This is a genomic window from Streptomyces sp. NPDC005866 (assembly GCF_040629895.1).
Taxonomy (GTDB): Bacteria; Actinomycetota; Actinomycetes; order Streptomycetales; family Streptomycetaceae; genus Streptomyces.
On record NZ_JBEXWP010000011.1, the window covers coordinates 19,381 to 33,750 of the forward strand.

The window sequence follows — 14,370 nt, forward strand, 5'->3', positions numbered from 1 at the left end:
ACGGCGCGGTCAGGCGCGCAGCGGCAGGGGGCTGACGGCCGCTCCGTCGAGCGACGGCCCCTCCGCGCCGCCCCGGGTCTCGACGCCGGCCCACCAGTCGGGGCCGTCCTCCAGGTAGCGCAGCAGGATGCCCTCGCGCAGCGCCCACGGACAGATGGCGACGGTCCGCACTCCGCCCAGTTTCATCGCGGTGTGCCCGACGATCGCCCCCGCCAGGCTCTGCCGGGCCCTGGGCGCGGAGATGCCGGGCAGCCCGGAGCGTTCGGACGCCGGCAGGGCGGCCAGCCGGTCGATCGCGCGGCGCAGGTCGCTGCGGCGCAGCACCCGTTCGGCGAACGGGCCGTGCCGTCCCGGCGCGGCCCCGCACAGCCGGGCCAGCTGCTGGAACGTGCGGGAGGTGGCGACGACGGTGTGCGGATGCTCCCAGCGGATGCGCGCGGCGGCATCGCGCAGCCGATGGCGCACCTCGCGGCGCAGGGCCTGCAGTTCCCAGTCGGAGGGCGGGCCGTCGTGGTCCAGGAACTCGTCGGTCAGCCGGCGCGCGCCGAGTGGCAGGGAGATCGCGAACTCGGGCAACCGGCCCCGCCCGAAGGCTACTTCGAGGGAGCCGCCTCCGATGTCGAAGAGGGCCAGCGGCCCCGCCCGCCAGCCCATCCAGCGCCGTACCCCGAGGAAGGTGAGCTCGGCCTCCACCTCGCCCGGCAGCACACAGAGTCGTAGCCCCGTCTCCTGGGCGACGGCCCGCAGGACGGCCGCGCGGTCGGGCGCGTTGCGTACGACGGCGGTGGCGAACGCCAGCGGCTCAGGTGCCCCCCACCGCCGGGCGGCCTCGCCGGCCCTGTGGAGCGCCCCGACCAGCCGCTGGGTGGCCCGCTCCCCGAAGTGGCCGTCCGGCCCGACCTGCTCGGACAACCGCAGCTTCCACTTGGCGGTGTGCACCGGCAGCGGCACCCCGCCGGCCGCGTCGGTCACCATCAGCCGGACCGTGTGCGCCCCCGCGTCCACCAAACTCACTCTCATCCGCCCCAACTTACCCGTAGCGACCGGCTAGGTGCGGCCCGTGCGCGGCGTCACCGCCCTCTCCACCAGGCACCCGACAGCCGGCCCCGGCATCCGCGACGCCGGTCCGGCCGGTGGCCCGCGGACGGCGGCATCAGCGACCGTATCGCGGGCACTCGGCCGCTGACACTGCCCAGGGAGGTGCCGTCATCGTGGCAGAAGCTGCTGAACCCTCGAAGGACGTTCGACTCTCGCCGTACGAACGCCTGGCCCTGTCGCGAATCGAGGCGGAGCTGCGAGCCGACCGCCCCTTCGCGCGCCGGATGGGCACCGGGCGCGGCCGGATCTGGCTGCGGCTGGCCGTCGCCCTGCTGACGGCCGCCTCGCTGTTCCTGGCGGTCATGGGGATACGCACCCCGGACCCCGTGGTGCTGTGGTGCTTCGCCGTGGTGTGGCCGCTGACGCTGATCCAGGGCGTACGACTGCTGTGCCGCGAGAGCCGCCCCGGCCGACGGGCCTGAGCAGCGGCGACCCGCACGGGTTCCGCCGTGAGCACGTGTCCTGCAAGGCGGGACGACGTGTCCTGACGGTCCAGCCGTCGATATGTGCGCGTGCGACACGACCACGGCGAAGCCGTCCCTCCGAGTAGATCGTCAGGGGCAGATCGTCACGGCGATGGACCGGGCCCCGCGGCTACGGACGGCCGGCCGGCCGGGTTCTGGCGACGGCGGCCGTGAGCTGCTTCCGCACGGAATCCGGCAGGGGCGCGCCCCGTACCGCCGTCACCACGTCCTGGGCCAGGCGGTGCAGCTTGGTGTTGGTGTTCTGGGAGGCCGAGACCAGCACCTCCCAGGCCTCGTCGGCGTCCAGACCGAAGGACGCCATGAGGATGCCACGGGCGAGGTCGATGTCCGGCCGGGTCCGCAGCGCACGCCGGAGCTGGACGACCTCGGTCTGGAGGAGCCGCTCGTCGTCGTCCTCGTAAGGACTGGTGTGATCGCGCGCCGGCGAGAAGAGCGCGTACGTGTCCGTGAAGGACAGCAGGCGTTCCACGGCGGGGCTCGCGGCCGTGACGACGATGGACTTGCCCGCCGCGACGGCCTGACCCCGAAGCGCCAGCAGGATGTTGAGCGCGGCACAGTCCGCGAACGCCAGCCCGCCCAGGTCGAGGTCCACGCCCTCGTCCGACCTGGCGAGGGCCTCGCGCAGGGCGCGCCGCAGGTCCTCACTGTCGTCGAAACAGAACTCCCCGGTCACGGTGACCGTCACCCGGTCGCCGTCCGGTCCCGTCCACACCCGCAGAGCGTCGACGGACGATGGCGGGCAGAGGACACCGCCCGGACTCGTCGACAGCTCTTCCAAGGGCGGTTCCGGCATGGTCGCCTCCTCCCCAAGTCTTCTTCAGCGTCGTACGTTCCCCGTGACACGTCAAGGCATACGCGAATTTTCTTTCGTGTTTTTGAATGTGCGAACGCGTAGCCGTACGATTTGGACATGATGGGAGTCGATGAAGTTCCCGAGCCGCATACGGGGTGGACGTTTGTGACCAATCACGCACGGGTCCTGGCCAGCATCGCCGACAACCACAACGCGCGGATCCGCGACATCGCCGCGCGCTGCAGACTCACCGAACGCGCCGTCCAGAAGATCATCTCGGATCTGGAGCAGGACGGTTACCTCTCCCACACCCGCAACGGCCGCGTCAACCAGTACCGGATCGACCCGAGCAAGGTCCTGCGTCACCCGGCCGAGGCCGGTCTGACCGTGGCCTCCCTGCTGTCGATGCTGGTCCAGGCCGAGGCCGAGCGCCACGGCACCGCCGCACAGCGCCGGACCGACTCCTGACGGGCGTCAGCCCGCAGGAGGGCGGGTCAGGCCTCAGTAGCCGCCGAGGAGGGCGCGCACCCGGCGCAGGGTGTCCGGCCCCGCGGAGCTGTACCAGCGTGACGGGTCGGCGGGGCGCCGGCCCCACAGCAGCAGGACGCGTACGGCCGCGTCGCTCTCGATCGTCGCGGGGCCCTCCGGCGCGGCGAGCCGGATGCCGGCGCCCTCCGGGTCGGCGGGCACCACGATGTCGTCCATGCCCGGCGTGCGCAGCCGGCCCTCTACCCGCCCGCCGGGCCCCAGATCCAGACCGGCGCGGCCCCTTTCCAGCAACGGCCGGCCGACCTGCACCACGCTGTTCTCCGTCATCCAGGGCTCGCTGAGCGCCCGCACCGCGGTCCGGTCGTCGCCGGTCAGGTCCCAGCGGTGCAGGATCAGTTCCTCCCGCATGTGCTCCGCGAAGAACGGGACCTTCACCGACCGTCCGGTCCACCGCACCTCCGTGTCAGGGGACAGGTCCTGCGCGGCGGCCGCGGCGACCTCGGTGAGCTTCTCGCAGCGGCTCAGGAACGCCGCCCAGAGTTCGGTGTCGGACATCCGGCGGTAGGGGGTCTCACGCTCGAAGCCCCTGGTCTCAGCGGGCGAGCCGTCGAAGAATGCCTGCAGTACCCGGGCCAGTTCCTCGGCGTTGCCCGTCTGGTGGGCCAGGACGTCCCGCACCGTCCACGCCTCGCACCACGTACCGTCGTCGGGCCGCCGCCCCTGCACCGCGTGAACGACTCATCGAGGGCTTCGCGGACGGTACGGGCGCCCGGCTCGGAGTGGACGGCTTGCTGCGCATCATCGACACGCTGCACGCACCCGATCCCGGCACCCACCTCGACCGCCTCATGGCCCGCACCCGCGCCCTCAACGCGGACCGCCACACCGACGACCTCGCCGTGCTGCGCCTGGACTGGAACACGGACGCGTCCGGAGGCCCGGCTCACTCCCCTTGAGCATCGGCCTTCGCGAGTTCCGCGTTGAACTGGGCGCCGATCAGAAGAGCCAGATTGGACAACCACAGCCAGACCAGGAAGACCACGACGCTTCCCAGCGAACCGTACAGACGGTGGTAGCTGCCGACATGGGAGGTGTAGACGGAGCATCCCAGCGAGACGGCCAGCAGGAGGACCACCGCCAGCACACCGCCCGGCGCCATCTTCCTCACCGGGCGGGACGGCTCGGGACCCGAACGGTACAGGACGAGCACCATGACGACGGCGACCACGACCACGAGCGGCCACCGGAGCGCGTCCCAGACGGCCTGCGGCCCGGTACCGAGATCCAGCGCCCGGCCCAGGAACATGGCCAGGCTGTCGGTGAGAAACAACGCCAGAACGGACGTGAGAAGCAGGAGGATCAGGACGAGGGCCGTGCCGATGATGCGTGGCGCGGTCCGCCAGAGCGGCCGTTCCGCGCTGACCCGGTGCATGGCGTGCAACGCCCGCCGGAAGACGCTCAGATAGCTGGACCCCGACCACAGCGCTCCCGCCCCGCCCAGGAAGATCAGGGTCCATGCCGCTGACGACTGCCCGGCCATCTGCCGCAGGGTGCTGCGCAGCAGGGCACGGGACGCGGCGGGCGCGGCCTGCGAGATGCGGTCGATGACCTCCGGCCTGGCCGTGGGGATGGTCAGACCCAGGATCGAGAGGATCACCAGCAGCACGGGGAACAGGGCCAGGACCGCGTAATACGTCAGCGCGGCGGCCCAGTCCGTGACGTTGTTGTTCCATACGGCCACCGGGGTCCGGCGCAGCGCCGCCCACCACCGGGCCATGCGCCCGCCCGCATTATCCATGAAAGGGATGCTCTCACCCCCTTGTTGCCCGGGGCGGGCAGGAGCCGGGCTCAGTGTCGCCGGGTGGCCCGGACATGGAGATGGTTCAGGGCATCGACCATCACGGTGTTGTGGTGCCAGAGAAGCCAGCGGCCCACCTGGCCGCCGAGCTGCTCCAGAGCGGACAACTGGGCCGGTGCGAGCTCGTGCAGCGGGTGTTCGTGGTGGGCGGAGATCATGCCGACCACGGCCCCCTTCGGGCTGACCAGGGGGACGCTGTGGCAGGCGCGGCTGCCCGCCTGCAGGATCGTCCGCCGGGAGTGCTCGTCGAAGGTGTCGGAGGCGCACACGTCCTTCACGGTGACCTGCCGGACCTCCTCGGCCGCCTGTGCGCACGAGGTGGTCCCGGCGTCGACGAAGGCGAAGTAGTCGGTGAAGCGCCGGTTCAGCCCGATGTGCCGCACCATGCGCAGCAGCCGGTTCTCCACCAGCTGCACATTGCCCATACGGGTAGCCGTGATGCGCAGTGTGCGCTGCAGCGCGGCGTCGAGGACCGACCCGTGGTCCTCCGGACGCTTTCCGTTCCCGTGCAGGGCGGGCACTGGGGGAGGGCCCATGCGCGGGCGGCGCGCGACCCATCTCGGGGCCGTCGCCTCAGGGACGGGAAGACGGACGGCGGCAGCGGCGAGGGTGTGCAGTTTGACGTTGAACCGCTGGGACGTGTCGCGCAGCAGCTCGAAGGACTCCTGGCGCGACGAGAGGTGATAGCAGGTCAGCAACAGTTCCTCGGCGCGGGCCACACCGGCATGCGCCAGCCGCCTGTTGCGCTCCTCCACGGCCCGCTGCTCCCCGGCCTCCTCCGTCAGCGGCTGAGCAGGGCTCTTCGGGTACTCGACCATAGGCAAACCTCCTAGTCCGGCACGGGAACGCCATGCCACCGGCGGACTGTGCCGGAACACCGTGCCAAGATGTCCTGGTCAGCTCGGTACGCGCCGGTCAGCCTCCCTGTACGCATGCCCGCTACGGGCTCCGGCAGACCCAGGCTCCAGCGGCCAGAGAGCCGCATGGCCGCATGGCCTGAGAACGCCCGCTCGGCCGAGGGTGCCGTGCGCCGCGATGAGTTTCGGCCGGGACGCGAGTCTGTTCTGGTGACCGTCGTAGGACACCGGTCGTACGGCACTGCCCGGCACCAGAGACCGCGGAGGACACCATGACCACCACCCCGGACGAACCGACCACCCCGCTGCCCGGGCGTCCGCCCGTCGTCGACCTGGCCACCTGGCAGGCCGTCCGTGACCAGCTCCTGGTCCGTGAGAAGGCCCACACCCGCGAGGGAGACGCCCTCGCCGCGGCCCGCCGCCGACTGCCGATGGTGGAGTTCGACGGGACGGTCGAGGTCGTCGGCCCCGACGGCCCGGTCCCGTTCCTGGACCTGTTCCAGGGCCGTGACGAGCTCGTGGTCTACAAGCACATGTGGTACGACGGCGCGCCGCACCAGGGACAGTGCGAGGGCTGCACCACCACGGCCTGGCACCTGGACGACGCCGTCTACCTCAACGCCCGCGGTGTGTCGTTCGCCGTCCTGACCACGGGCCCTTGGGACGAGGTGGCCTCCTACGTCGAGTTCATGGGCTACACCCAGCCCTGGTACTCGGTGCGTGACGTGGACGGCCCGGCCGGCGGCCCCATGGGTTACCTCGCCTGCTTCCTGCGCGACGGCGACCGCGTGTTCCTCACCTACTCCACGACGGGCCGTGGCAACGAGCGGGTCAACGGGTCCCTCGGTCTCCTCGACATGACGCCCTACGGCCGCGGCGAGGCATGGGAGGACAAACCCGAGGGCCGGCCGAAGGGGGACAGCCCGTGCTGGTCCTGGCGCTCGGACGCGGACGGGAACGCCACCTGGGGTCCGACCAGCCGCCCCGTGCCCCAGTGGACCCGCCCCGGCGCGACCCCCGTGGACACCCTCGGCCGGCACGGCCACCACCACTGACGCCACCACAGACGGGCCTGCGCCGGCGACGCCGGCGCAGGGTGTCACTCACGAAGCGGAGAAGAACGACTCGGTCCGGAGTACGGCCATCAGCGCCGGCTACGGGACTCCGCCGGGTCGGTGCCCCGCGGGGGCAAGGATCACGGGAGCGTGCCAAAGCACGGTCCCGTGACGCGTGTTCACCGTCCGACTGGACCCACAGATTTAACCGCACTCCCCTTGTTACGCCATTTCTACGCGCGTAACCTCAGCCGGTCGCATGGATCCCACCGGTCGAAAGCACGCCATGTGCCCTATCTCCGGCGGACGTTGAAGGAGTCACCCTCGTGCAGATTCACAGACCCAGCGCATCGCGTGTAGCCGGCGCCGCGTTCGTCGCCGCGGCGGCGACGGCTGCCGTCATCGTGGCACCGCTGCCCGCCGCGTCCGCCGCCCCGTCGGCGAGCGCGGTCATCTCGGAGGCGTACGGCGGCGGAGGCAACTCCGGGGCGACGCTCACGAATGACTTCGTGGAGCTGGCCAACCGCTCCACGGCGGCCTACTCGCTGGACGGATACAGCGTCCAGTACCTCCCGGCCTCCGCCTCCGCGAGCTCGCTGTGGCAGGTCACCCCGCTCACCGGCTCGCTCGCCCCCGGTGGCAACTACCTGGTCGCCGAGGGGGCCGGCGCCGGCGGCACCACCGCGCTGCCGACCGCCGACGCGACCGGCAATATCGCGATGTCCGGCACCAGCGGCACCGTGGCCCTGGTCAGGGGAACCACGGCGCTGACCTGCAAGACGGCCGCCGACTGCACCGGCGACGCCAATGTCGTGGACCTCCTCGGCTATGGCACCGCCGTCGTCCGCGAGGGCACCGCCGCGCCGACGACGAGCAACACCACCTCCGTGTCCCGGGCCGCCTCGCTCGCCGACACCGACAACAACTCGGCCGACTTCACGGCCGGTACGCCCACCCCGGCCAACAGCGCGGGCGACACCGCGAGCGGCGGCAGCGGCAGCGGCGGTTCGGGCGGCCCGACCGCGCCCGGCGCCTTCCGGATCCACGACGTCCAGGGCACCACCCGTATCTCGCCCCTCAAGGGCCAGAGCGTCGTGGGCGTCCCCGGCATCGTCACCGCCGTCCGCACCACCGGCAGCAAGGGCTACTGGATCCAGGACCCGAACCCGGACTCCAACCCCGCCACCAGCGAAGGCCTGTTCGTCTACACCGGCTCCGCCACGCCCACCGTCTCGGTCGGCGACTCGATCCTGGTCAGCGGCAAGGTGTCGGAGTACTACCAGGCCTCCGCCGCCCAGTCGGTCACCGAGCTGGGCAGCCCGGTCTCCACCACCCTCTCCACCGGCAACGCCCTCCCGGACGCGGTCGCCCTGAACGCCTCCACCATTCCGGACGCGTACACGCCCACGGCGGGCGGCGGCAGCATCGACGGCCTGCCCCTCCAGCCGACCGTCTACTCGCAGGACCTCTACGAGTCCGTCGAGGGCATGCGCGCCTCGGTCACCGAGGCCCGCGTGGTCGGCGCGACCAACACCTACGGCGAGATGTTCGTCACCGCCAAGCCGGACGAGAACCCCACCAAGCGCGGCGGCACCGTCTACGGCGGCTACGACCAGCAGAACACCGGCCGTATCGAGATCGTCTCGGCCGACGGCACCACGCCCGTCCTCAACGTCGGTGACGAACTGTCCGGCACCACCACAGGACCGGTCGACTACTCCTCCTACGGCGGCTACCTGCTCGCCCCCTCCTCCGCCACCACCGGCACGGCGGTCGACAACGGTCTCCAGCAGGAGGTGACGCGCAAGCAGAGGCACGACGAGCTGGCGCTCGCCACCTACAACGTCGAGAACCTCGACCCGACCGACAGCGACGACAAGTTCACCCGCCTCGCCAAGGGCGTCGTCACCAATCTGTCCTCGCCCGACATCGTCACCCTGGAGGAGATCCAGGACGACAACGGCGCCACCGACGACGGCACCGTCTCCGCCGAGGCGACCATGAAGAAGTTCACCGACGCCATCGTCGCCGCCGGCGGCCCGAAGTACTCCTGGCGCTACGTCAACCCGGTCAACGACGAGGACGGCGGCGAGCCCGGCGGCAACATCCGCCAGGTCTTCCTCTACAACACCGAGCGGGTCTCCTTCGTGGACCGCGCCGCCACGGGCGACGCCTCAACCACGGCCGTCTCGGTGGTCAAGGACCGCAAGGGCCAGGCTCACCTGTCCGCTTCTCCCGGCCGCATCGACCCGACCAGCGCCGCCTGGACGAACAGCCGCAAGCCCCTCGTCGGCGAGTTCGTCTTCAAGGGCCAGACGGTCTTCGTCATCGCCAACCACTTCATCTCCAAGGGCGGCGACGACCCGATCCACGGCCGCTACCAGGACCCCACCCGCTCCTCGGAGACCCAGCGCAAGCTCCAGGCCGAGGAGGAGAACGCCTTCGTCGAGTCGCTGCTCGCCGCCGACCCCAGGGCCCAGATCGTGGCCGCCGGCGACCTGAACGACTTCGAGTTCTCCGACGCGGTCAAGACCCTCACCAACGACGGTGCCGACCTCACGGACCTCATCAACACCCTCCCGGTGGGCCAGCGTTACAGCTACGTCTACGACGGCAACAGCCAGACCCTGGACCACATCCTGACCAGCCCCTCCATAACCCACTACGACTACGACGTCGTCCACATCAACTCCGAGTTCGCCGACCGGGCGAGCGACCACGACCCCCAGGTCGTCCGGATCGACGTGAAGGACTGCGGCAAGAAGGCCCACCAGCCGAAGCCGCACAAGAAGTAGCGGAAGCGGGCGTCACCGGGACCCGGTCCCACCGCTTCCCGCGACAGACGCACGCCGTCGCCCGCGCTGACACGGCCTGAAAGCCGTGTCAGCGCCGGCGGCTTTGTTCGGGCCTCATGCACTCGCATTCCTTCTGGGACGCGCTCGCGGCGACCACCGGTCCCTCTTCGGCGCAAGGTGCGTGAGGCGTGCCACACGTTTGCACGGAACCCGAGCCCCGTGAGTCCCTGCCCTCCTCCGCCGGCGCGGGCGCGATGACGCCGCGCAAGCTGGTGCCGCCGCCCGCGCTCTGCGGCTTCCTTCTGCTGCTGGCCCTGATCTACGACCACCAGGGCAACGTCGGCCAGGGCTCCACCCCGATCCTGGTCTTCGGCGCCTGGGAGCACGCCTTCTACCTCCGGTACAAGAACCAGAAGGTCGACTTCATCGACGCCATGTGGGCCGTCGTCAACTGGCAGGACGTGGCCATGCGTTACGCCGCCGCCAAGGAGCGCGGCGACAGCCTCGTGATCGTCTTCTCACCCTTCACGTCGGCAGGGCGGATAGAAGAAGGGCTCCGGCGAGCCGGATGCTCGCGGGAGCCCTTCCGGCTTACGGCCCGGTGTGCTGTCCTCCCACAAGCGGCACGACGTGACCTGGGAACATCGCCGTGTACGGTACGTCCGCCCGCCTCGGGCGGCCCGGTCAGCGACGCGGCTGCCCGCAGCGTCCGTTCGGGAGGGAACCCGCACGGCAGGACCAGCAGCACATGCGGGGGTGCGGCCCATACCGCCTCCCGGTTCATCGGCTTCGTGTACTCGCCGGGCTCGGCGAGGAGCGGGGTGCCCCCGGCCGTCGTGATCTGCGCGGGACCCATTGGCCGGCCGGCCACAGCGGGTCGAGCCACTCGATCGCCACCACCCGGTGGCGGTCCTGCCAACCGCCTTCCACGCGGCGGCCGAAGAGGCCCGCTACGGCGGCACCTGCCCGTTGTGGAGCGTGTACGAGTCGTCCGTCACGCCCGGCCGCATCCACGTGCAGATCGCCGAAATACCCGACCGCCTCTGGAGCGACCGCTGCTCATCGACCAGAACAGCAGCACCTTCGTGCCGTTTCCGGTGGAGAACGGCGGCCCCCGGCCGCTGTCCGGGGCCTGTTCTCATACCAGCGGGTGCGCCGACGCGAAGGATCCGTTGTGGTGGACGAGCGCCGTGGCCTCCTCGACCACCGCACCCGAGTCGACCTCGCCAACGACCAGCAGATGGTCACCGATGGTCTGACGGAGGGTGATATGGGCCGTGAGCCAGCCGGTGACGTCGTCGACGATGGGCAGACCGTCTTGCTGTGCCCGCCAGCGCACACCGGCGAACCGGTCGACCCCGCTGCGCGCGAACTGTCCCGCGAGGCCGGCGTTTCGGGTGCCGAGGACATGGACGGCGAAGCGGTCCGCGAGGCGTGCGGCGGGAGTGCTGGACGCTTCGAGGCCGATGCAGAACGACACCAGGGCCGGCCGCAGGGAGACGGAGGTGAAGGACGTGGCGGTGAAGCCGACAGGGCCCGGGAAGGTGATCACCGTGACTCCGGCGGCGTGCCGGCGCAGGGTGTCGCGGAGGATGTCCGCGCCGTCGGGGGCGGTGGCCGACAGCGACGGACTTCGACGGATCGGGGCGGTCATGCCCTTTCCTTTCGGTAGGCAGGGGGGAGTGGTGAGGGGGTGGCCGACCTGCCGGCCGTCACCAGGCGCTGGACTCCACCGAGATCGCGGGCAGCAGCCCGGTGCGCAGTGCCTCGAGGAAGGTCACGACCTCGGCTGCCACGGAGCGGTGCTGGAGGTCGTTGAGGACGTCGTGGTGGGCGTCGCGGACCACCGCCAGCCGGGAGCGGGACAGCGTCTTCGCGGTACCGGCCAGGGCGTCACGGTCCGCGAGGGGGTCCGCGTCGCCGACGAGGAGCAGGGCGGGGACGGCGAGGTCCGCGTGGTAGGCCGCGTCGAGCAGCGCACCGGGCAACGGGGCGTCGAGCGCGCCCCGTCGTGCCTCCGGGTCGTCGCTGAGCACACCTCGGTGGGTCGGGCAGGACGTGCGGACATCGAGTTCGTCGTCCCAGGTACCGGCGACAGCGGCGGTGCCTGCGGTACGACCCGGAAGGCCCGCCAGTACGACTGCCTCCGGCTGCACGGCGGTTGAGGTGCCGCCGAGACCCAGCAGCGCCGCGACCGCCGCCGCACCGGAGTCGACGCCCACCACGACGACCGGACCGGCCACTCCGCCTTCGGGGGCCGCCGTGCCCTTCACGGCGGCGTAGAGCCGGTCGCCGAACCGGGCCAGCGAACCGTTCAGGTCGTCGGCGTCGATCTCGGGGCCGTCAACGACGCGGACACGGTAGGCGTCGGCCGCGAGCCGCTTGCCGAAACGGCCGTAGGTGGCACGGCTCTCTCCCCGCCCGGGCACCACGACGACCGTGCCGCGGGTACGGAGGCCCTCGGGGTCGTGGTAGTCGGTGTACTCGGTCATCTCAGGCTCCTGCGAGTTCGGGTGCGGGTGCGAGTTCGGGTTCTGATGCGGGCTTGGTCGCGGGCTTCCAGCCCAGGGCGGGGGCCACTTCGGCGGCGATCAGCTCCAGCGCCCGGATCGCTGCGTCGTGGTCGGGGACGGCGGGGTTGAACTGGGTGATGAGGTCGGTCGCCACGGGCAGGACCTTCTCTTGGCCGAGCGCGGCGACGATGTCGTCGGGATGGCCGTAGAAGGAGTGGAAGCGGCGCAACGCCTCGTCCACACCCAGGTCCTTCGGGAAAGCTCCGCTCCTCGCCATGCGATGTGCCGCCTGGCGGACGCCGTCGCCGATCTGCGCGAGCGCCGTGCGCCGGTCCTTGGCCGGGAACACGAACCTGGACAGCCCGATCCGGGGGCGGCGCGGCTGCTCCCAGCCGGCGAGGAAGGCATCCGCCCAGGGGCGTTGGACCTCGTCCGTGGCGGTGTCATAGCCGTAGGCCGCACGGTTGAGCAGCAGATTCGAACCCGCGCCCGCGGCATGCCGGGCGCCGGGCGCGCTGAAGACGCCCTGCCAGATCCGGTCGGTGAAGTCGCCGGCCGCCGGCTGGATGCGGAAGCCGGGCGTACGCACCTCTCCGCCGGCCAGTGCCTGGCGCAGGACCGCGAGGTGTTCGGTGGTCAGTTCCCGTTTGCGGGACACGTCCTGGCCGAACGCGGCGTACTCCGTCTCGCTCGCGCCGCTGCCCACACCGAGTTCGACACGGCCGCCGCTGAGGGTGTCCACGACGGCGATGTCCTCGGCGAGCCGGACCGGGTCCTCCAGCGGCAGGATCGTGATGGCCGTGCCCAGCCGGATCCGGGTGGTCCGCGCCGCCGCGTGGGCCAGGAAGGTCCACGGTGAGGAAAGGCCGCCACCGCCGAGGGAGACATGGTGCTGGGCCACCCAGCCGGTGTCGAAGCCGAGTTCGTCGGCCACGACGAAGAGCTCCTGGGCATTGCGGTAGGTCTGGGCCAGGTCGGTGCCCCGGCCCTGGACATGAGTGAGGAAGCCGAGTCTGAAGGGTGGAGAGGACTGGGTGGTGTCGGTCATGGGGTGGCTGCCCTTCGCGATGCGCGGTCAGTTGTTCACGAACTGGCGCTCGCGGGTGTGGCGGTTGACCGGGATCGGCAGCCCGAGGTTGCCGCGCAGGGTGTCGGCCTCGTACTCGGTGCGGAACAGCCCGCGCTTCTGGAGGATCGGGACGACGCCGTCCACGAAGAGCTCCAGTTCGTCGTTGGTGCGGAAGGCGAGGTTGATGCCGTCGAAGGTGCCGGCGTCGAACCACTCCTCGATGGTGTCGGCGACGGTCTTCGGCGCCCCGACGAACGGCGACTGGCGGAACTCGCTCACCAGATCGGCGACTTGACGCAGCGTGAGGTTCTCCGTCCTGGCGCGCTCGATGAGCTTGGCCGCGCCGGTGCGGCCGCCCTTCTCGGCGAGGTGCGCGACGTCCGGGAACGGGCCGTCCAGGTCGTGCACGCTGAAGTCGTACGCGCCGAAGGAACGGCCGAGCAGTGCGAGGTTGCGTTCGAAGTCGTTGTCCTCCTCGAAGATCTCCCGCTCCCGGAGCCGGGCCGCCTCGTCCGTGAGGCCGACGACCGGGCTGCCGTGGATGAAGATCTTGATGTGCTCGGGATCGCGGCCGTAGAACGCCGTGCGCTTCTTGATGTCGGCGTAGTACTCCTGTGCCTGCCGGAGCGAGCCGCCCGGCGCGTAGATGCCCTCGGCGACCTGCGCGGCCAGGTCGCGGCCTTCCTCGGAGACCCCGGCCTGGAAGATCACCGGCTGGCCCTGCGGCGAGCGGGAGAGGTTGAGCGGACCCGCGATCCTGAAGTGCTCGCCCTCGTGGTTGAGTTCGTGCAGCTTCGCGGCGTCGAGGAAGACGCCCCGCGCCACGTCCGCCGGGAACGCGTCGTCCTCGTAGGAGTCCCACAGACCCCGGGCCACCTGGACGAACTCCAGCGCACGGCCGTACCGGGTGGTGTAGTCGAGGTGCTCGTCAAAACCGTAGTTCCTGGAGGTGCCGGTGTCGAAGCTGGTCACCACGTTCCACCCCGCGCGGCCACCGCTGATGTGGTCCAGGGAGGCGAACCGACGGGCCAGGTTGAACGGCGAGTTGTACGTCGAACTCGCCGTGCCTACCAGGCCGATGTGCCGGGTGTGGGTGGCGACGGCCGACAACAGGGTGAGCGGTTCGAGACGGTTGAGATAGTGCGCCGGGTAGGTGGCGTTGATGAACTGGCTGTCGACGATGAACAGGGCGTCGAACAGGGCGTGTTCGGCCGCCTGGGCCTGCGCTATGTAGTAGTTGATGTCGATGCTGGCGTTCTTCGCGACCCGCGGGTCCTTCCAGAGACCGTGCTGGCCGGGGCCGCCGACGCCGTACGGGTGCAGGGCGAGGTGGATCGTGCGAGACATCGGTGAGTCCG

At 70.9% G+C, this 14,370-nt stretch carries 13 protein-coding genes and 3 pseudogenes; 7 read left to right on the top strand and 9 right to left on the bottom strand.

The genetic code is table 11. The features are described from left to right. Positions 1-9 precede the first annotated feature (9 nt). The gene (locus tag ABZ396_RS17945; protein ID WP_358923986.1) at positions 10-1,020 is read right to left on the bottom strand and encodes a Ppx/GppA family phosphatase; all 1,011 of its coding nucleotides are present in this window, start codon (positions 1,018-1,020) and stop codon (positions 10-12) included. 191 nt (positions 1,021-1,211) lie between these two features. On the opposite strand from ABZ396_RS17945, the gene ABZ396_RS17950 reads away from it, so the two are divergent. Then, positions 1,212-1,520 carry a DUF3040 domain-containing protein gene (locus ABZ396_RS17950; RefSeq protein ID WP_358923988.1) on the top strand — a complete coding sequence of 103 codons (309 nt, stop codon included), beginning with the start codon at positions 1,212-1,214 and terminating at the stop codon, positions 1,518-1,520. A 172-nt stretch (positions 1,521-1,692) separates the two neighbouring features. Here ABZ396_RS17950 and ABZ396_RS17955 read toward each other — a convergent pair whose 3' ends face one another. Continuing rightward, on the bottom strand, positions 1,693-2,376 hold the full coding sequence (locus tag ABZ396_RS17955; RefSeq protein WP_358923990.1) for an ANTAR domain-containing protein: 684 nt from the start codon (positions 2,374-2,376) through the stop codon (positions 1,693-1,695). A 117-nt stretch (positions 2,377-2,493) separates the two neighbouring features. On the opposite strand from ABZ396_RS17955, the gene ABZ396_RS17960 reads away from it, so the two are divergent. Further along, a complete protein-coding gene (locus ABZ396_RS17960; RefSeq protein WP_358923992.1) occupies positions 2,494-2,844 on the top strand; it encodes a helix-turn-helix domain-containing protein in 351 nt (116 codons plus the stop codon). A 33-nt stretch (positions 2,845-2,877) separates the two neighbouring features. Here ABZ396_RS17960 and ABZ396_RS17965 read toward each other — a convergent pair whose 3' ends face one another. Next, complete coding sequence (locus ABZ396_RS17965; RefSeq protein WP_358923994.1) at positions 2,878-3,543, bottom strand: maleylpyruvate isomerase N-terminal domain-containing protein; 666 nt, start codon at positions 3,541-3,543, stop codon at positions 2,878-2,880. 53 nt (positions 3,544-3,596) lie between these two features. On the opposite strand from ABZ396_RS17965, the pseudogene ABZ396_RS17970 reads away from it, so the two are divergent. Then, a pseudogene (locus tag ABZ396_RS17970) lies at positions 3,597-3,821 on the top strand (fused response regulator/phosphatase); the annotation flags it as partial. On the opposite strand, the gene ABZ396_RS17975 reads toward ABZ396_RS17970, so the two are convergent. Together ABZ396_RS17975 and ABZ396_RS17980 are read right to left on the bottom strand one after the other, a co-directional pair. Next, on the bottom strand, positions 3,809-4,663 hold the full coding sequence (locus ABZ396_RS17975) for a YihY/virulence factor BrkB family protein (RefSeq protein ID WP_358923996.1): 855 nt from the start codon (positions 4,661-4,663) through the stop codon (positions 3,809-3,811). The pseudogene ABZ396_RS17970 and the gene ABZ396_RS17975 sit on opposite strands and share 13 nt — an antisense overlap. 50 nt (positions 4,664-4,713) lie before the next feature. Then, complete coding sequence (locus ABZ396_RS17980) at positions 4,714-5,541, bottom strand: GAF domain-containing protein (protein ID WP_358923997.1); 828 nt, start codon at positions 5,539-5,541, stop codon at positions 4,714-4,716. Between the two features lie 311 nt (positions 5,542-5,852). Between ABZ396_RS17980 and ABZ396_RS17985 the strand changes: the two genes are divergently transcribed. The 4 genes and pseudogenes from ABZ396_RS17985 to ABZ396_RS18000 form a co-directional block, all read left to right on the top strand. Beyond that, the gene (locus tag ABZ396_RS17985; RefSeq protein ID WP_358923999.1) at positions 5,853-6,635 is read left to right on the top strand and encodes a DUF899 domain-containing protein; all 783 of its coding nucleotides are present in this window, start codon (positions 5,853-5,855) and stop codon (positions 6,633-6,635) included. Between the two features lie 326 nt (positions 6,636-6,961). After that, positions 6,962-9,430: a lamin tail domain-containing protein gene (locus ABZ396_RS17990; protein ID WP_358924001.1), complete on the top strand. Its 2,469-nt coding sequence runs from the start codon at positions 6,962-6,964 to the stop codon at positions 9,428-9,430. Between the two features lie 302 nt (positions 9,431-9,732). After that, positions 9,733-9,954, top strand: a pseudogene (locus ABZ396_RS17995) (Fe-Mn family superoxide dismutase); the annotation flags it as partial. A 421-nt stretch (positions 9,955-10,375) separates the two neighbouring features. Continuing rightward, a pseudogene (locus ABZ396_RS18000) lies at positions 10,376-10,468 on the top strand (short-chain fatty acyl-CoA regulator family protein); the annotation flags it as partial. Positions 10,469-10,568: 100 nt separating this feature from the next. Here ABZ396_RS18000 and ABZ396_RS18005 read toward each other — a convergent pair. Genes ABZ396_RS18005 through ABZ396_RS18020 form a run of 4 tightly spaced genes read right to left on the bottom strand, consistent with a single transcriptional unit; the run spans position 10,569 to position 14,359 of the window. Further along, positions 10,569-11,084: a flavin reductase family protein gene (locus ABZ396_RS18005; protein ID WP_358924003.1), complete on the bottom strand. Its 516-nt coding sequence runs from the start codon at positions 11,082-11,084 to the stop codon at positions 10,569-10,571. A 58-nt stretch (positions 11,085-11,142) separates the two neighbouring features. After that, on the bottom strand, positions 11,143-11,922 hold the full coding sequence (locus ABZ396_RS18010; protein WP_358924005.1) for an alpha/beta hydrolase: 780 nt from the start codon (positions 11,920-11,922) through the stop codon (positions 11,143-11,145). A gap of 1 nt (position 11,923) precedes the next feature. After that, positions 11,924-12,991, bottom strand: a complete 1,068-nt coding sequence (locus ABZ396_RS18015) for an LLM class flavin-dependent oxidoreductase (RefSeq protein WP_358924007.1) — start codon at positions 12,989-12,991, stop codon at positions 11,924-11,926. A gap of 27 nt (positions 12,992-13,018) precedes the next feature. Then, on the bottom strand, positions 13,019-14,359 hold the full coding sequence (locus tag ABZ396_RS18020; RefSeq protein ID WP_358924009.1) for an LLM class flavin-dependent oxidoreductase: 1,341 nt from the start codon (positions 14,357-14,359) through the stop codon (positions 13,019-13,021). Between the last annotated feature and the right edge of the window lie 11 nt (positions 14,360-14,370).